This is a genomic window from Lentzea guizhouensis (genome assembly GCF_001701025.1).
In the GTDB taxonomy this organism is placed as follows: Bacteria; Actinomycetota; Actinomycetes; order Mycobacteriales; family Pseudonocardiaceae; genus Lentzea; species Lentzea guizhouensis.
The window spans coordinates 8,458,654-8,475,606 of the sequence record NZ_CP016793.1 but is presented as its reverse complement, the minus strand read 5'-3'; the positions used below and the strand labels follow the sequence as shown (position 1 = coordinate 8,475,606).

The following is a 16,953-nucleotide window of genomic DNA, read 5'->3' as shown; positions in this document are numbered from 1 at the left end:
CGGAGTCGGTGCAGGCCGCGCTGTTGTTACCCCGCCCGGCACGCGCGGCCGCTAGCCTGCCGGTTGTGTCGATCAAGGATGAGCACGCGCGTCCCGCTGTGCTGCTGAACCCGCTGGAAGGCGACCCGACGGACGCCGACAGCCACATCGGCGGCCCGGTGCTGTGGCCGATCGACGAGCCCTGGCCGGTGTGCGACGGCACCACCCACGACGGCGCGCCCGGCGAGCTGCCGTTCGTCGGCGCGGTGCAGCTGTACCGGCGCGACTTCCCGGAGCTGCCGTTCCCCGACGGCACCGACGTGCTCCAGGTGTTCCTCTGCACCGTGTACCACGAGCTGCCGCACGCCTACGGGCCGGACGTGCGGCTCGTGTGGCGCGACTCCACGACGGTGGTCGAGCTGATCGAGGAGGAGCCGGAGCCCGCGGTGCAGGAGGAGCTCTACGTCCCGACGGTCAACGTGCTGGAGCCCATCAGGTACGCCGAGCACCCGGACAAGGTCTCCGGTGGCACCAAGATCGGCGGCTGGACCGCCTGGTGGCAGAGCGAGCCGGTGGAGTTCCGGTGTACGGACTGCGGTGCGGTCCAGCGGCAGACGTTGTCGCTGGCGACGCACGAACCGTCGGGCGACGACGTCGAGTGGGTGTTCGGGCGGGAGGGGAACCTCAACGTGTTCACCTGCCCGCAGGACGTCCGGCACCCGGTCACCGTGCACGTCGACTGACGACCCTGGTGTTCGCTGATCCCATCGCCGCGACCGCGCCCGACAGCACCAGCAGCACCACCGCGAACCACGCCATCACCGTCGTCGGCGCCAGGTACCGGGTCGCCAGCCCGATCGACAACGACGCCGCGATCATCCCGAGGTAGGCGATCAGGAACAGCCCGGCCAGCGCCTCACCACGACGCGCAGGCGCGGCCATCGACGCCACCGCTCCGACCGACGCCTTGAACTGCACGCCCGCGCCCACCCCGGCGACCGCGCCGCCCACCAGGAACGCCGGGAAGCTCGTCAGGTACATCCCGGCGACCACGAGAAGAACGCCGAGCGCCTGCGCGCCGAGGCCGAGCGCCCGGCGCGTGCCCAGCGACAGGCCTGACGTCACGGTCTGGGCCAGCGCGGCGCCACCGAACACGGTGAACACCACCACGCCGGCCAGGGTGCGGGACGGGTGGTGCAGTTCGCCCGCCACGAAGCCGGGGGAGACCGAGGTGAAGACGCCGAAGACCGCGAACGAGGCGAACGCGCCCAGGCAGGCGACGAGGTAGCCGGGACCGTGGTCGGTGCTGATCCGCTGTGGGCGGTAGGGGACCGGGCGCCGGGTGACGGTTTCCGGGGTCAGGGCCACGAGCACGATGCTGATCACGAGGAGCACGGCGAGCACCGCGTAGGGCGTGCGCAGGGGGGCGCCGACGTACTGGGCGAGGACTCCGGCGACCAGGGCGCCGACGCCGAGGCCGCCGATGTTCGCGGCGGTCGAGACGACCTCGAAGCGGTGCGGGGAGGCGTCCGGGCGGTGGCGGGTGTGCAGGTCGGCGAGGTAGGCCGTGGCGGTGGCGGCGATCATGCCGACCCCCAGGCCGTTGACGACGCGGGCGATGACCAGGACCGGGAGGGCGGTGCTGCTCAGGAACAGCACGGCGGAGACGAGCTCCAGGCCGAGTGCGGGGAGGAGGATCGTCTTGCGGCCGGCCCAGTCCGAGACGTGACCGGCCAGCACGAGGCTGATCACCACGCCGATCGCGAACGCGGCGAAGACGACGGTCACGGCGAACGTCGAGAAACCCTCGCGGGCCATGTAGAGCGGGAACAGCGGCGACGGCACGGTGGAATAGGCCATCGCGGTGAGGAAGGTGCCCGCGACGACCCAGAAACCGGTGCCGTGGCGCAGGCCGGTGGTCGGTCGGGGGAGGGTGAGCGTCATGCGTTCGAGCTTGCGCCCACGCAACCATCACGTCCAACGAAAGAAAATGCTCGTGATCATCACTTTCTGAGATACTCGCTGGTGTGGACCTGCGCCAGCTGGAGTACTTCGTGGCGGTTGCGGAGGAGGGGAACTTCACCCGCGCGGCGGCGCGCGTGCACGTGGTGCAGTCGGCGGTGTCGGCGGCGATCAAGACCCTCGAACGCGAGCTCGGAGCGGTGCTGCTCGACCGCAACTCCAAGCGGGTGCTGCTGACCGACGCCGGTGCGGCGTTGCTGCCCAAGGCGCAGGCCGTGCTGGACGCCGCGACCGAGGCCAGGAACGCCGTGGCGCAGGTCGAGGGCGTGGTCACCGGCTCGGTCCGGATCGGCACGCTGACCGCGATGACCCTGATCGACCTGCCGGCGCTGCTGGGTGAGTTCCACCGCAGGCACCCCGGCGTGCTGGTGCGCACGAGAGCGGCGACCGGCGGCTCGCAGGGGCTGGTCGAGCAGCTTCTGGACCGCAGGCTCGACCTCTCCTTCGTGTCGCTGCCGGGCCCGGTGCCGGACGGGATCGTCCTCGACGAGCTCGCCCACTCGGTGATGGACCTGGTGGTCCCGCTCGACCACCCGCTCGCGGCGGAGGACGAGGTCCCGATCTCCGACCTCGCCGGGCTGGACTTCATCGACTCACCGCTGGGCTACGGCAACCGGGCCGTGGCCGACCGGGCGTTCGCCGCCGCGGCCGTGCCGCGCCGGGTCACCCTGGAGATGTCGGACATCTTCACCGGTGTCGACTACGTGCGGCACGGCCTCGGCATCGCGTTGCTGCCCAGCTACATCCTCGGCGACGCACAGGGCGTGTCCACGCTCAAGGTGACCGGCGCCGACCTGTGCTGGCCGATCGGGCTGGCCCGGCCGGCCGACCGCGCCCCGACCGCCGCGGCCAGGGCGCTGATCGCCGTCGTGCACGAGATCTTCCGGGACTAACGCGTGCAGGCGAAGCTCGAAGCGTCGTCCGGGTCGCCGGCGCGGTACCGGGGCCAGGTCGGGTACTCGCACAGCGGACGGGTCCGGTCGTGGGTCAGGTCGGTCACGACCGGTTTGTGAGGCGACCGTCCACTTTCGACCCAGCGTTCGAGCGCGGTCAGCGAGTCCCACCCGGCGGCGAACGCCGGCGCGCCGAAGTTCGCGTGGTTGGCGCCGGGAACGAGGTAGTACCGGAGGAACTCCTCGGTCAGCCCCGGACCCAGCAGGGAGCGCACCCGGTCGTAGTACTCGTTCGTCGAGCGGTGCGACACCAGCTCGTCCGCCGCGCCGTGCAACAGCAGGAGCTTGCCGCCGGAGCGTGCGAACGGGCTCAGGTCGACGTTGTTGCGGTCCTGAATCGTCGACAGGTGGCTGATCCGGTCGAGCCACCTGCCCGGCCGCCGCGGGTCGAGGGCGAGCGGGTTGTACGACGGGTCGCGGGTCAGGAAGTGCTTCACCCACTGGTCCCAGTACTGCATCCCGTAGCCGCTGGTGGCCGGCATCGGGTTGGCCGGCGGGGTCGTGCCGAACCCGAGGAACGGCGTCCGCATGTCCCCGCCCGACAGGAACGGGAAGCCGGGGTACTCGGTCTCCCCGCTGGCGACCCGGTACGGCCACCGGAACGGCGTCGACATCGCCGTCACAGCACCGATCTGGGCGTCTGACAGGCAACCGGGACCGGTGTCGGCACCGTCGGGACACCGCAGCACGCGCGGGTCGAAGCGGCAGCCCCGCTCGTTGGAGACGACCCCGTCCACCACGCCGTCCAGACCGTCACAGGCAGCAACAGCGCTGTCGTACAACAAGGACTGCTTGACCGGCGGAGGAAACGCCCCCGGCTTGGCCAGGACCTGCGTCAGGTGCCCGAGGTACAGCGCCTCGGCGAGGTTGTTCCACGCCGGGTACGCCGAGATCACGCCGTCGAACGTGCGCGGCCACCGCTGGGCCACCACGAGGGCTTCCCGGCCACCGGTCGAGCCACCGGCGAAGTAGGTCTCAGCCGGGTTGCGCCCATAAACGCGCCGGACGAGGAACAGGCTCGCGTCGTGCGTCTTCTTCAGCGCGTCACCGGCGGCGAAGTTCCGCAGCGCCTCGTCGTTGGCGCCGAACGACCCGTCCAGCGACGGCACGGCACCCGCGCCCTGCTGGTGCCCCGAGTCGCTGGCGAACGTCACGTACCGGCGGGCCAACGGCGCCAACGCGTCCGCGGCGGCGAACGGCACGTTTCCCGTCAGCGCCGGGATGGTTCCGTTGTACCCGCCACCACCGAACATCAACGCCTTGCGGTTCCAGCCCTCCGGCAACGCCACCCGCGTCTTGATCGAGGGCGCCGACCGGTCGACCGGATACAGGTCCGCGTCGACCTGGCAGTACTCGACCGTCTGTCCACTGACGACAGCCGAGGTGACCGCGGCCGCCGTGACGACACCACCGCGCGTCGGCAGGCTGATCACCGAGGCGGGGATCTTCAGGTGGTTCAGCTCAGCGCAGGCGGGAGCGGACGCGTCGGCGGGTGTGGCGGCGCGGAAGGTCAGGCCCGGCAACAGGATCGCGACCAGGGCGAGTCTGCGTGACTTCATCTGCGGCCTCCTGTCAGCGGTAGAGGTGGGTGCCGGGAACGGCCTGCGGATCCGCGCGGACCTCGGCCGGGTTCGTCTCCGGCAGGAACCACGCGCTGACGAACGTGATCAGCCCCATGAGCGTGATGTAGGCGGCGACCGGGATCGTGCTGCCGGTCTCCGCGATCAACGCGGTCATCAGGAACGGCGTGCCACCGCTGATGATGATCGCGGAGAGCTGGTAGGACAGCGACGCGCCGGAGTAGCGGACGTTGGGAGCGAACAGCTCGCCGAGGAAGCTCGCGATCGGGCCGTAGGTGAGGCACTGGAACGTGAAGCCGACGACCACGGCGACGAAGATCAGCGGCAGCGACGCGGTGTTGACGAGCCCGAAGTACGGGAAGCCCCACACCGCGACGCCCAGGCCGCCGATGAGGATCAACGGCCGGCGGCCGATCCGGTCGGACACGTGCCCGGCCCACGGCAGGACCGCGAGCATGGCCACGGAGCCGAGCAGCACCACGGCGAGCACACCGTCGCGGTCGAGCTTGAGCGAGGTCGTGCCGTAGTTCAACAGACCGGCGATGCTGACGTAGAAGAGGCTGTTGGTGGCCGACAGGATGCCGCAGGCGAGCAGGATCGTGCCCCACTTCTCGCGGATCACGGTCGCGAGCGGCGCCTTGACGACCGCGCGCTCCGGCCGTGCGACTTCCTTCTGCAGCTCGCGGAACTCCGGGGTGTCCTCCACCTTGGACTGGATGTAGAGCACCACCGCGAACATCACGATGCTGACCAGGAACGGAATTCGCCAGCCCCAGCTGAGGAACGCGTCGTCCGGCATCAGGCCGCTGGCGGCCACGAAGATCAGGTTCGAGATGATCACCGCGACGAAGACGCTGGTCTGACCGAACGTCCCGGCGAACCCGCGTCGTTTCGGGCTCGCGGACTCGGTGAGCAGCAACATGATCCCGCCCCACTGGCCACCTGCCGCGAGCCCCTGCAGGAACCGCAGCGTCACCAGCAGGATCGGCGCCAGCGGCCCGACGGCCGACGCGGTCGGCAGGCAGCCGATCAGGAACGTCGCCGCTCCCATCAGCGCGAGGCACGTGACCACGACCGGCTTGCGCCCGTACTTGTCACCGAAGTGCCCGGCGAGCACGCCGCCGACCGGCCGCGCCACGAACCCGGCCCAGAACGTGCTGAACGCGAGCAGCGTCCCGGTCAGCGCCGAGGACTGCGGGAAGAAGACCTTGGGGAACACCAGCGCGGCCGCGGTGCCGTAGAGGAAGAAGTCGTACCACTCGATCGAGCTGCCGATCAGCCCCACGGTCAGCAGCTTGCGGAAACCGCGGCGCCGGGTGGGGGACGAAGCGGTGTCGGACTGCTCGTCGGGCTGGGCCAGAGGGGTTGCCATACATGCCGCCTTCGTCGATGAACCGGCAGGTGATGACGGCCAAGCCTAGGGCGGGGACACCACGTGGCTGAGGTCTGGATCACACACCCCTCGCGCTGGTTCGGTGGACCTTTCGCCCACCCGCCGGTGAGGGAGGATGACTCCGTGGCCATCGACCCGAGTGACGACACCGAGGCGCACGCCCTCGTCCGCCGACAGCGCGAGCTGGCGTCGTTGTACGCGACGGCGAAGTCGCTCACGGCGCTGGGCGGGCTCGACGACGTGCTGCAGTCGATCGTCCGGCACGCCCACGACCTGATGGGGACGGACTTCACCTACCTCTCGCTGGTCGCCGACGGCAGGCTGTCGGCGCGGGCGGCGGAGGGCACGATCTCGGCGGCGTTCCTCAGCGCCACCATCCCGTCCGGGGTGGGGCTGGGCGGCAAGGTGCTGGCCACCCGGCGCCCGCACTGGGTGCGCAACTACGCCGCCTCGACGCTCATCGACCACGACGCGGGCTTCGACCGCCTGGTCGGCACCGAGGACCTCGTGGCGCTGCTCGGCGTGCCGCTGGTGATCAGGGACGAGGTGGTGGGCGCGCTGTTCGCCGCGTACCGCTCGGAGCGCTCGTTCGACGCGGGTGAGATCGCGTTGCTCAGTGCGTTCGCCGACCACGCGGCGGTGGCGCTCGACAACGCCCGCCTGTACGAGAAGAGCCGGAAGGCCTTGCAGGAGCTGCAGGTCGCCTACCGCAAGATCGAGGAGCACGTCACCGTCGTCGAACGCGCCCAGGAGATCCACGAGGCGCTGACCGGAGTTGTGCTGGAAGGCGGCACACCGGACGACGTCGCGCGCCGCCTCGCCGAGCAGCTGGGTGGCGAGGTCGAGGTGCTGGATGTCGTGGGGAACCGTTCCGGCCGGGTCACGACGACGGTCGAGAACGGGGTCGCGTGCAGCGTCGCCCCGATCCAGGCGGGCGACAGCCACCTCGGCGCGCTGGCGTGGACCAGGGAAGCCGGTGCCGGGCAACGGGTCTCGGACGACATGGACCTGCGCACGCTCGAACGCGCCACGCACATCCTCGGGTTGCTGATCCTCAAGGAACGGGCCGTCGCCGAGGCCAGCGAGCGGCTGAGCGGCGAGCTGCTCACCGAGCTCATGGTCGGCAGCCCCGGCATCAGCCCCTCCCAGCGCACCCGCACCAGGACCCGCGGCATCGACGCCGACCGGCTGAACCTGGTCCTCGTCGCGGACTCACCGGCGTCCTCGTCGACCGATCTCGTGCGGCACCTGCACGACATCGCGCGGACTTGCTCCGGCCTGGCGGGCGAACACCTCGGCCGGGCCACGATGATCGTGCCCAGCACCGACGACGACCGGACCGTGCAGGACGTCCACCGCCGGCTGCGGCGCGCGCTGGGCGGCCCGGTCGCGGTCGTGGGGGAGCGGGCGGCCAACCACGACTGGGCCCGCGCGTTCTCGCTGGCCGGCCGCTGCGGTTCGGTCATGCGCGCGCTCGGGCACACCGACGTCGGCGCCACCACGGGCAGGTACGCCCTGTACGCGTTGATCTTCGACACCGACCGGGTCCGCGAGCTCGACCGGTTCCTGGACGCGTCCATCGGCCCGCTCGTGGCCTACGACCGGCGGCGTGGTACCGACCTCGTGGGAACTTTGAGCGTCTACTACGGCCACCGCGCCAACGTTGCCGCGACGGCGCGCGCGTTGCACGTGCACGTGAACACGCTGCTCAAGCGGCTGGACCGGGTCAGCGAGGTGCTCGGCGTGGACTGGCGCACCGAGAACGACCTGGAGCTGCAGTTCGGCCTGCAGCTGCACCGGCTCAGAACCGCCTAGGCGATCCTCGTCGCGTCGCGCAGGGCCGTTTTCGACAACTTGCCCGTGCCCGTCTTGGGCAGCGAGTCCATGAAGACGACCTCGTCCGGCAGCCACCACTTGGCGACCAGCGGGGTGATGTGGCGCAGCAGGTCGCCGGCGGTGGCGGTGCTGCCCTCGCTCAGGACCACGTAGGCGACCGGGCGTTCCACCCAGCGCGGATCAGGCCGGGCGACCACGGCGACCTCGACGACGTCCGGGTGCGAGAACAGGGCGCTCTCCAGCTCGACCGACGAGATCCACTCGCCGCCGGACTTGATCAGGTCCTTCACCCGGTCCACCAGCCGCAGGTAGCCGTCGGCGTCGATGGTGGCGAGGTCGCCGGTGCGCAGCCAGCCGTCCTCGGTGAACCGGTCGGCCGCGTCCACCAGGAAGTAGCCGCCCGCCACCCACGGGCCCGCCACCTGCAGCTCACCGACCGCCTTGCCGTCGCGGGGCAGCACCACGCCCGTCTCGACGTCCGCGACCCGCAGGTTCACCAGCGGCAGCGGCTGGCCCTGGGCGGCTCGCACGGCCACCCGCTTCTCCTCGTTCACCGCCTGGTGCTGGGTGCGGGTGCCGCCGATCGTCCCGACCGGACTGATCTCGGTCATGCCCCACGAGTGCGTGATCGGCACCCCGATGGCGGCGCGGTAGGTCTCGGACAGCGCCGGGGCGATCACCGAACCGCCGCCGAGCAGGAACCGGGTGGCGCCCAGGTCGTGCGACTGCAGTTCGGGGGCCAGGCTCGTCCACACCGTCGGCACGGCACCGGCGACGGTGACCCGGTGGTCCTCCATCAACCGCAGCAGGTGCGCCGGATCTGATGACGGGCCGGGCAGGACGAGCGAGGCGCCGGTCATCATCGCCCCGTACGGGAGACCCCAGGCGTTGGCGTGGAACATCGGCACGATCGGCATCACGACATCGCTCTCGCACAGGCCGATGAACCCGGCCGCGAGCGTGCCCAGGCAGTGCAGGACGGTCGAGCGGTGGCTGTAGACCACGCCCTTCGGCGGCCCGGTCGTGCCGGAGGTGTAGCAGAGCCCGGAGGCCAGGTTCTCGTCCGCGAGCGTGAACGTGTCCTCGAACGAGCCCGCGAACGGTTCGGCCGCGCCGACCAGCTCGTCGTAGTGCAGGACGCGGGGATCGGCGGGGACCTCGGCGCCGCTGTCGTCGGGCAGCACGACCCAGTACCGCACCTTCGGCATCCGGTCGGCGCTCGGCCAGGTCCGGGGCAGCAGCGCGCGGTCGACGAACACCACGTCGTCCTCGGCGTGGTTGACGATGTACTCCAGGTGCTCGGCGGAGAGCCGGATGTTGATCGAGTGCAGCACCCGCTTCGTCACCGGCACCGCGAGGTAGAGCTCCAGGTGCCGCCGGGTGTTGGCCGCGAACGTCGCGACACGGGCACCCGCCGGGACGTCGAGGGAGTCGAGCGCGGTCGCCAGGCGCCGGGTCTGCTCGGCCACGTCGGCGTACGTGACGCGCTCGACGCCGGCCGTGACGACCTGTTTGTGCGCGTAGAGCCGCTCGGCCCGCTCCAGGATGTGCGCGATGGTGAGCGGTCGTGGCTGCATCAACCCGTCCATGACCAGTCACCGTAAGTGCGCGTCCGGTGCGGGCAGCAGGGCAGAACCGTCCACTCGTCCGCTTGCCGCGGCGGCGTTTTCTCACACCCGGTAGGCGTCGCAGGCCAGCGTGATCAGGTCGGTGAGGTGCTGCGGCGGCTGGTCCTTCCACCACGCGAGCCACACGGCGATCGGCGGCGCGTCCCGCACGACCCGGTAGGCGACGCCGGGACGCGGGTTGAGGTTCGCGGTGGCCTCCGACGTCATGCCGACGGCCTGGCCCGCCGCGATCAGCGTCAGCCACTCGTCGACGCTGTGCGTGTTGCGCACGACCGCGGGCGCCTTGCCGGGCTGCCACAGGTCCAGCGTGGTCGTGCCGGTGCGGTCGTCGATCGCCATCGCGTACTTCGCCAGGTCGCCGAGCTTCAGGGAACGCTTGCGCGCCAACGGGTTGTCCGTGGCGACCACGCCGTAGCGGCGTTCGGTGCCGAGCAGCGCCGTCTCGAACCTCGGGTCGTCGAGCGCCCGGCGGACCACCGCGACCTCGGCCGCGCCCTCCGCGAGGCCCGCCGACGCCGAGTTCGAGTGCACGAACACGAGCGGGAGCCCGGGATGTGCCGCGGCCCAGGCCTTCTGCACGCGCCGGGTGTGCCGGCCGAGCGCGGCCCACGCGTAACCGACGCGCAGCTCGGTGCGGGACTGCTCGACGACCAGGTGCAGGTGGGCGACCTCGTCCAGCACGCGCCGGGCGCCGGCCAGCACCTGCGTGCCGGTCGGGTCAGGGCCACGTGCCGGTGGAGCGCTGCAGCAGCCGGGCACCGAGCGCGGCCTCCAGCGCGGCGACCGACCGGGAGACCGACGCCTGGGTCAGGCCGAGCGTGGCGGCGGCGTCGGTGAACGTGCCCGCGTCGACCACCGCCACGAACGCGCGCAGGTGCCGGAGATCCATGCGTCCAGCGTATAGGTCACGCGGCTCATGCATTTCCCGCATTGATGCCGGAACCGCAGGCTGGGCACCATGAAGAGCACCGGTGCGTTCGCGACGATGACCGCCAGCGCGGCCAGCAACCAGCTCGGCGCCGCGGTGGGTGCCCACGCGTTCGCCGCGATCGGCCCGGCCGGGGTGGTGGCGGTGCGCCAGTTCGTGGCCGCCGCCGTGCTGCTGCCGATGGCCAGGCCGAACCTCCGAAGATTCACCCGGGCGCAGTGGTGGCCGACGATCGCGCTGGGGCTCGTGTTCGCGACGATGAACCTCAGCCTGTACATGGCGATCGACCGGATCGGCCTCGGTCTCGCCGTGACGCTGGAGGTGCTCGGCCCGCTCGGGGTCGCGCTGGCCGGCTCGCGCACGCGCCGGGACGTGCTGTTCGTGCTGGTCGCGGCCGTCGGCGTGTACGTGCTGGTGCTGCCGGGCCCGAGCAGCGACTACCTCGGCGTCGGTCTCGGCCTGCTGGCGGCGGGCTGCTGGGCCGCGTACATCCTGCTCAACCGGCTGGTCGGCGCCCGGTTGCCGGGTCTGCAGGCACCGGCGGTCGCGACGGCTATGTCGGCGACGCTCTACGTCCCGGTCGCGGTCCTGCTGGTGCTGCACGGAAAGCTGACCGGGATGGCGGTCCTGTACGCGATCGGCGCGGGCGTGTTCTGCAGCGTCGTTCCGTACGCGGTCGACGTGATCGCTCTGCGGAGGGTCCCGGCGCGCCTGTTCGGGCTGGCGATGAGCGTCCACCCGGTGCTCGCCGCGCTGGCCGGTCTGGTCGTGCTGGGGGAGGAGCTGGCACCGCACCACTGGGCCGGGATCTTGCTCGTGGTGACCGCCAACGCACTGGCCGTGACTTGCTCGAAGTGGTCTGGATCACCTACCGTGGCTCCCGAAATGTGAATCCAATTCACTTCGGTGGGTTGGCCATGCGGACTGCAGTCATGACGGTCGTCGCGGCGCTGGCGGGCGCTGCCCTGGTCAGCGGCCCGTTCGCGTGGGCGGAACCCGAGCCCTACCTCGTGGGCCGCGGCATCTCCGACGTCACCGGCCCGGCCGCCGAGAACGGCATGATGGGCTACTCGAAGTTCGACCAGAAGACGACGGGCATCCACCAGCGGCTGCGGTCGCGGGCCTACGTCGTGGTCGACCGGGCCACGAACAAGCGCGTCGCGTACGTCAACGCCGACCTCGCGATGATCTTCCGCGCGGTCCAGGAGGGCGTGCTAGCGAAGCTGCAGCCCCGCTACGGCACCACCTACACCCGCGAGAACCTGCTGCTGTCGGCCACCCACACGCACTCCGGCCCCGGCGGCTACTCGCACAACCTCGCCTACAACCTGTCGATCCTCGGCATGCAGCCCCAGGCGCTCGCCGCCGTGGTCGACGGCATCACCGAGTCGATCGTCGAGGCGCACGAGGACCTCAGGCCCGGCTCGATCTCGCTGGGCTTCGGCGAGCTGACGAACGCCTCGGTCAACCGGTCACGGGCGGCGTTCGACCGCAACCCGGACAAGGGCTTCTTCCCTGCCGGGATCGACCCGCAGATGACCGTGCTGCGGTTCAAGCAGTCCGGTGACGACGTCGGCGCGATCAGCTGGTTCGCCACGCACAACACGTCGGTCACCAACGCCAACACGCTGATCTCCCCGGACAACAAGGGGTACGCGGCCTACCAGTGGGAGCACGACGACGAGGGCGTGCGCTACCTGGACGACTCCGCGGGCTTCGTGGCGGCGTTCCCGAACACCAACGCCGGCGACATGTCGCCGAACCTCAACCTCAAGCCCGGTTCCGGCCCCACCGAGGACGAGTGGGAGAACATCCGCATCATCGGCGAGCGCCAGAACCGCAAGGCGCAGGAGGTCTACAACGGACCGCAGACCGCCATGTCCGGCGGGGTCGACGCGCGGATGCGGTTCGTGGACATGTCGACCGTCCAGGTCGAGGGCCGCTACACCACGAACGGCCAGCCCGGTACGACCTGCTCCGGTGTCGTCGGCGCCTCGACGATCGCCGGCAGCATCGAGGACGGCCCGGCGATCCCCGGTTTCTCCGAGGGCATGCAGTCACCGTTGAAGAAGCTGTTCGAGCCGCTGAACATGGAGGTCCCGCAGTGGCTGCGCGACTGCCAGTTCCCCAAGGCCTCCCTGGTGCCGACGGGCCTGGTCGCCGCGACGCCGAACGTGCTGCCGCTGCAGATCGTCCGCATCGGAGCGTTGCACCTCGTCGCGGTGCCGGGTGAGGTCACGATCACCGCGGGCCTGCGCATCCGCCAGTCGGTGGCGGCCGAGCTCGGCGTGCCGGTGCGCAACGTCCTGATCCAGGGCTACGCCAACGACTACAGCCAGTACGTCACCACGCCGGAGGAGTACGACTCGCAGCAGTACGAGGGCGGCTCCACCCTGTTCGGCCGCAACACCGCACCCGCCTACCAGCAGGAGTTCGGCAAGCTGGCGGCGTCGATGAAGAACGGCACCACGCTGCCCGCCGGCCCGGCGCCGGGCAAGCCGCCGTTCACCGACATCAACCTGCAGACCGGGGTGGTGCTGGACGACAAGCCCGCCGGCAAGAGCTACGGCTCGGTGCTGGCCGCACCGAAGTCGGCCTACGCGCGCGGTGAGACCGTGACGGCTGTGTTCGTCACCGGGCACCCGAAGAACAACCTGCGCCGCAACGGGACGTTCCTGGAGGTGCAGCGGCAGGTGAACGGGACCTGGGTGCGGGTGGCCGACGACGGCGACTGGTCGACGCGCTACAAGTGGGAACGCGTCGGGATCGCGTTCTCGAACGCCACGATCACCTGGCAGATCCCCGCGGACACCGCTCCGGGTGTGTACCGGATCGTGCACCACGGTGACGAGAAGAGCGGCTGGACCGGGAAGATCACCGGCTTCACGGGCGCGACCGGCGGGTTCACGGTCGGATGATGAGCTCGCCACCGGCAGCGGCGGCGAGGCCGGGGCCGAAGGCGGCCGCGGGCGTGTAGGCGCCGGGCTTGCCTTCGCCCCTGGCCAGGCGCACGGCCACTTCGGCGGACGCGCCCGCGGTGAAGTCCATGGCCTCGCCGGTCTTCAGCCACCCTTCACGGGTGGTGCCGTCGGGCCAGGTGACGACGGCGTGGCCCCAGGAGTGCGTCCGCGGGCGCGGGGCCGGCTTGCCCGTGATGCCGGCGAGTCGCCTGACGGCCATGCGGCGCAACGGTTCCAGCGCCAGCAGCCGGCCCACGACCGTAAGCACGGCGCGGAGCGCGGGCGAGGCGGGCATCATGGCGGTGGTGGCGGTGACGTCCGGCGCGCCGCTGGCCCGCTGAGCCGCCACCAGTTCGGCCGAGGGAGCTTCGGCCGACGTCACTGCTCGCCGTCGGGCAGGGCAGCTGCCGCCACCCGCGCGAGGCGTGCCGCGACCAGCTCCCGTCGCGTAGCGGCGTCCGCCGGTGGCCAGGACGTCGACGAGCGAGGCGGCCAGTGCCGTGCCCAGCGCACCGGCCTCCACAGCGACCGAGGCCAGCGCGTCGACCCGCACCTCGGCGGGCACCGGACGGCCCTCGCACAGAGCCGCCACGACCGCTTCCGTTGCCAGCACACCGAAACCTGCGCCGGTGACGAAGGTGCTGCCCGCCGCCGCGGCCTCGTCGTGCAGGCCGAGCAGTCGCGGGACGGAGGTCAGGTCCGCAGCCTGGTCGAGGTAGTGCCCGCCGGGCAGGCAGGCGCGGGCGATGGTGGTCGAGGTCTCGGCGTACCGCCGATGGTGTTGATGACCACGGCCGGTCGCTCCAGTGATGTCTCTCGCGGAGCGCGGGTACGACGACGTGACCGTCACGCAGATCGCCGAACGCGCGGGGATCACACGGCGCACGTACTTCCGGTATTTCCCGGACAAGCGCGAGGTTCTGTTCGCCGGCGCGGAGCAGTTGCCGGTCGCGATCGCGGAGGCGGTCCGCACCTCACGCGAGGAGACCGCACCCGCCATCGCGCTCGACGCCGTCCGCCGGGTGGGTGCGCTGCTGGTGGAGCGCTCCGCCGGGGCGGCGCAGCGGCGTGCGGTGATCGCGTTTAGTCCTGAGTTGCTGGAACGCGAGCGCACCAAGCGGGCCGCGCTCATGGCCGCCCTGGGTGAGGCCCTGCGGGAGCGTGGGGTGGAGGCGGGGGAGGCGTTGCTCGTGGCACGACTGGTCGCGGTGTGCTTCGAAGGCACGATCGAGCGGTGGATCGCACGGGCGAAGACATCGGGTCCTGCCTCGATTCGACTGTGGCGTCGATGCGGTCGACGGTCTCCCTATTCCCGGATCCGGTGAGGCCGTGATTACGTTGTGTGCGATTTAATCGCGTACTAGCTTTATGGCATCCGACCTGAGAGGGAGCAGCCATGAAGCGCCCAGTGCTCGAGCCCGCCGCCGCCGAGTTCGCCGCCGCCACCGCCACGCCGCCGTTCCTGTTCGACCTGGGGCCTGAGCAGGGTCGCAAGACGGTCGACGAGGTGCAGTCGGGTGAGATCGCCAAGCCCGAGATCGACGAGGAGTGGGTCGAGCTCGACGGCTTCAAGGTCCGCGTGGTGAAGCCCGCGGGCGCCACCGGCGACCTGCCGGTCATCCTCTACATCCACGGCGCCGGCTGGGTGTTCGGCAACGCCCACACCCACGACCGCCTGGTCCGCGAGCTCGCCGTCGGCACCGGCGCGGCCGTCGTGTTCCCCGACTACTCGCTCTCGCCCGAGGCCCGCTACCCGGTCGCGATCGACCAGAACTACGCCGCCGCCCGCTGGATCGTGGCCGAGGGTGCCGCGCACGGGCTCGACGCGACCCGCATCGCCGTGGCCGGTGACTCGGTCGGCGGCAACATGGCGGCCGCGCTGACGTTGCAGGCCGAGGAACGCGGCGACGTGCCGCTCAAGGCCCAGGTGCTCTTCTACCCGGTGACCGACGCGTCCTTCGACACCGACTCGTACCTGCAGTTCGCCGAGGGCTACTTCCTGCGCCGCGACGCGATGCAGTGGTTCTGGGACCAGTACACGACGAACCCGGTGGAGCGCGCCGAGATCACCGCTTCGCCGCTGCGCGCCACGACCGAGCAACTCGCCGGGCTGCCGCAGGCGCTGGTGATCACCGCCGAGGCCGACGTGCTGCGCGACGAGGGCGAGGCCTACGCCGACAAGCTGCGCGAGGCCGGTGTGCCCGTCACCGCCGTCCGGTACGCGGGTGCGATCCACGACTTCGTGATGCTGAACGCGTTGCGCGGCACGCACGCCGCCGAAGGTGCGATCAAGCAGGCGATCGCGTTCCTGCGCGAGGCGCTCACGAGCTGACCAGCACCGCGACCTCCGGCCCTGTCACCGCTGGTGGCAGGGCCGGTCGCCGTTCCAGGCCGCTACTCGGTGAACTCGGTGAAGCAGCGGACGTTCTCGAACCGGCCGGCGGCGAGGTCGTCGCGGCGCGCGAAGAAGCGTCCGAAGTGGACCATGTCCGCCCGGAACTGGAAGAGCGGCACCCACTCGCGGCGCACCTGCTGGAGCTCCTGCTCCAGGTCCGCCAGCAGCTGGTGGCGCCGCAGGTCGGGAAAGCGGGACTGGAGGTCGTCGAGCGCCATCTCGGTCTCCGGCGTCCCGTAGACGTTCTTGCCGTGCAGGCCACCGATGTGCCCCGAGTAGCCGCCGAGCCGGAGGTCGGAGTACCCGGTCTTCGGCCACAGCTTCTCGACCAGCGCGCACAGCCGCAGCCGGTTCGGCACGGCCTCGGCCCGGTGGCGCTGGTAGTCCGACAGCTCCGGCTCGTTGAGGGCGATCCACTCGGGGAGCTCGGCCTGGACGGTGGCGAACAGTGCGTCGCCCCGGTCGGCAGACTCGTCGACGGCGGCGCCTGCGGGCACGTGCACCACCCGCGCGTAGCTCTGCGCCTCCTCCTCGGAGTCGGCCTCGATCGCCTCCTCGTGGTCGAGGAAGAACAGCAGGGTGCCGTCCGCCGGGAGGGGCAGGTCGTCGACCTCGGGAAGGGCCGCGCAGTCGAAGGAGGCGACGAACGGCAGCCTCGTGTCCACGGCGTGCCGAGGTGTGCCACCGCGTTGACCGACCGGGTCGCCTTGGGGGTTCCTGCTCAGGTGGATCGCGAACCGGAGGTGCGCGGCGAACGCGCGGATCTCGTCGTCCGCGAAGCCGGACGAGGTTGCGGCCCGGTGGAACTGATCATGTAAGCGCATGGCGCACATGATCGCAGCGAGCACCGACGAAGAATGAGGATCAGCCGCCGACCCGCGAGGTCCTGGTGACCTGGAACGGCGTTCCCTGCTGACAGGTCGTCATCGCACCCGGCTCGGCCCGCCCGGTCACCTCCACCACGGCACCGGCCACCGCGATCGCGGGGTCGGCGCCGAGCAGCAGGTACTGGGCGGTGCCGGTGTCCAGCAGCAGGCAGCCGTTCTCGACGCCCGCCGAGACCGTGCCGCGCACCGTCACCCCCGGCTCCAGCGCCCGCGACGGCGTGGTGGGCAACGGGGTCGACGTGGGTGGCAGAGGCGCGGGCAGGCTCGCTGAGGCGGTCGGCGCTGTCACCGACGACGTCACAGACGTCTCGGACGGCGGCACCTGAGCAGGTGGCTGGTTGGCACAACCGGCCAAGGTCAAGCACGTCACCAGCACGGCCAACCCGCGCATC

At 71.1% G+C, this 16,953-nt stretch carries 16 protein-coding genes; 7 read left to right on the top strand and 9 right to left on the bottom strand.

What is annotated here, in order from left to right; translation table 11 throughout:
• Window positions 1-65: 65 nt before the first annotated feature.
• Window positions 66-722 carry a YwqG family protein gene (locus tag BBK82_RS40355; protein WP_154697783.1) on the top strand — a complete coding sequence of 219 codons (657 nt, stop codon included), beginning with the start codon at window positions 66-68 and terminating at the stop codon, window positions 720-722.
• On the opposite strand, the gene BBK82_RS40350 is transcribed toward BBK82_RS40355, so the two are convergent.
• A complete protein-coding gene (locus tag BBK82_RS40350) occupies window positions 703-1,923 on the bottom strand; it encodes an MFS transporter (RefSeq protein ID WP_065921749.1) in 1,221 nt (406 codons plus the stop codon). The two genes, BBK82_RS40355 and BBK82_RS40350, sit on opposite strands and share 20 nt — an antisense overlap.
• 83 nt (window positions 1,924-2,006) lie before the next feature.
• Between BBK82_RS40350 and BBK82_RS40345 the strand changes: the two genes are divergently transcribed.
• Window positions 2,007-2,894, top strand: coding sequence for a LysR family transcriptional regulator (locus BBK82_RS40345; protein ID WP_065919629.1), 888 nt, complete (start codon window positions 2,007-2,009; stop codon window positions 2,892-2,894).
• Here the strand turns inward: BBK82_RS40345 and BBK82_RS40340 are convergent.
• A complete protein-coding gene (locus BBK82_RS40340) occupies window positions 2,891-4,513 on the bottom strand; it encodes a tannase/feruloyl esterase family alpha/beta hydrolase (RefSeq protein ID WP_083268527.1) in 1,623 nt (540 codons plus the stop codon). The genes BBK82_RS40345 and BBK82_RS40340 overlap by 4 nt on opposite strands.
• 13 nt (window positions 4,514-4,526) lie before the next feature.
• Window positions 4,527-5,906, bottom strand: a complete 1,380-nt coding sequence (locus BBK82_RS40335; protein ID WP_065919628.1) for an MFS transporter — start codon at window positions 5,904-5,906, stop codon at window positions 4,527-4,529.
• 144 nt (window positions 5,907-6,050) lie between these two features.
• Here BBK82_RS40335 and BBK82_RS40330 point away from each other — a divergent pair, with 144 nt between their 5' ends.
• The gene (locus tag BBK82_RS40330) at window positions 6,051-7,742 is read left to right on the top strand and encodes a helix-turn-helix domain-containing protein (protein WP_065921747.1); all 1,692 of its coding nucleotides are present in this window, start codon (window positions 6,051-6,053) and stop codon (window positions 7,740-7,742) included.
• On the opposite strand, the gene BBK82_RS40325 is transcribed toward BBK82_RS40330, so the two are convergent.
• The 3 genes from BBK82_RS40325 to BBK82_RS53275 all read right to left on the bottom strand — a co-directional run bounded on the left by BBK82_RS40325 (window position 7,739) and on the right by BBK82_RS53275 (window position 10,280).
• On the bottom strand, window positions 7,739-9,352 hold the full coding sequence (locus BBK82_RS40325) for a long-chain fatty acid--CoA ligase (RefSeq protein WP_065919627.1): 1,614 nt from the start codon (window positions 9,350-9,352) through the stop codon (window positions 7,739-7,741). The two genes, BBK82_RS40330 and BBK82_RS40325, sit on opposite strands and share 4 nt — an antisense overlap.
• An 81-nt stretch (window positions 9,353-9,433) precedes the next feature.
• Window positions 9,434-10,093 carry a LysR substrate-binding domain-containing protein gene (locus BBK82_RS40320; RefSeq protein WP_218920484.1) on the bottom strand — a complete coding sequence of 220 codons (660 nt, stop codon included), beginning with the start codon at window positions 10,091-10,093 and terminating at the stop codon, window positions 9,434-9,436.
• A gap of 16 nt (window positions 10,094-10,109) precedes the next feature.
• Window positions 10,110-10,280, bottom strand: a complete 171-nt coding sequence (locus BBK82_RS53275; RefSeq protein WP_218920483.1) for a helix-turn-helix domain-containing protein — start codon at window positions 10,278-10,280, stop codon at window positions 10,110-10,112.
• Window positions 10,281-10,349: 69 nt separating this feature from the next.
• On the opposite strand from BBK82_RS53275, the gene BBK82_RS40315 reads away from it, so the two are divergent.
• Entirely contained in the window at window positions 10,350-11,210 is an 861-nt protein-coding gene (locus BBK82_RS40315; protein WP_237047841.1) for an EamA family transporter, read from the top strand.
• A 26-nt stretch (window positions 11,211-11,236) separates the two neighbouring features.
• Complete coding sequence (locus BBK82_RS40310; RefSeq protein ID WP_065919626.1) at window positions 11,237-13,237, top strand: neutral/alkaline ceramidase; 2,001 nt, start codon at window positions 11,237-11,239, stop codon at window positions 13,235-13,237.
• Here BBK82_RS40310 and BBK82_RS40305 read toward each other — a convergent pair.
• Window positions 13,224-14,129 carry a saccharopine dehydrogenase family protein gene (locus BBK82_RS40305; RefSeq protein WP_154697782.1) on the bottom strand — a complete coding sequence of 302 codons (906 nt, stop codon included), beginning with the start codon at window positions 14,127-14,129 and terminating at the stop codon, window positions 13,224-13,226. The genes BBK82_RS40310 and BBK82_RS40305 overlap by 14 nt on opposite strands.
• On the opposite strand from BBK82_RS40305, the gene BBK82_RS40300 reads away from it, so the two are divergent.
• The gene (locus BBK82_RS40300; RefSeq protein WP_237047840.1) at window positions 14,119-14,604 is read left to right on the top strand and encodes a TetR/AcrR family transcriptional regulator; all 486 of its coding nucleotides are present in this window, start codon (window positions 14,119-14,121) and stop codon (window positions 14,602-14,604) included. The two genes, BBK82_RS40305 and BBK82_RS40300, sit on opposite strands and share 11 nt — an antisense overlap.
• A gap of 71 nt (window positions 14,605-14,675) precedes the next feature.
• Window positions 14,676-15,611: an alpha/beta hydrolase gene (locus BBK82_RS40295; RefSeq protein WP_065919625.1), complete on the top strand. Its 936-nt coding sequence runs from the start codon at window positions 14,676-14,678 to the stop codon at window positions 15,609-15,611.
• Between the two features lie 62 nt (window positions 15,612-15,673).
• Here the strand turns inward: BBK82_RS40295 and BBK82_RS40290 are convergent, their stop codons facing one another.
• Together BBK82_RS40290 and BBK82_RS40285 are read right to left on the bottom strand one after the other, a co-directional pair.
• Entirely contained in the window at window positions 15,674-16,498 is an 825-nt protein-coding gene (locus BBK82_RS40290; RefSeq protein WP_065919624.1) for a DUF1963 domain-containing protein, read from the bottom strand.
• 40 nt (window positions 16,499-16,538) lie between these two features.
• A complete protein-coding gene (locus BBK82_RS40285) occupies window positions 16,539-16,952 on the bottom strand; it encodes a hypothetical protein (protein WP_065919623.1) in 414 nt (137 codons plus the stop codon).
• Window position 16,953: the final 1 nt, after the last annotated feature.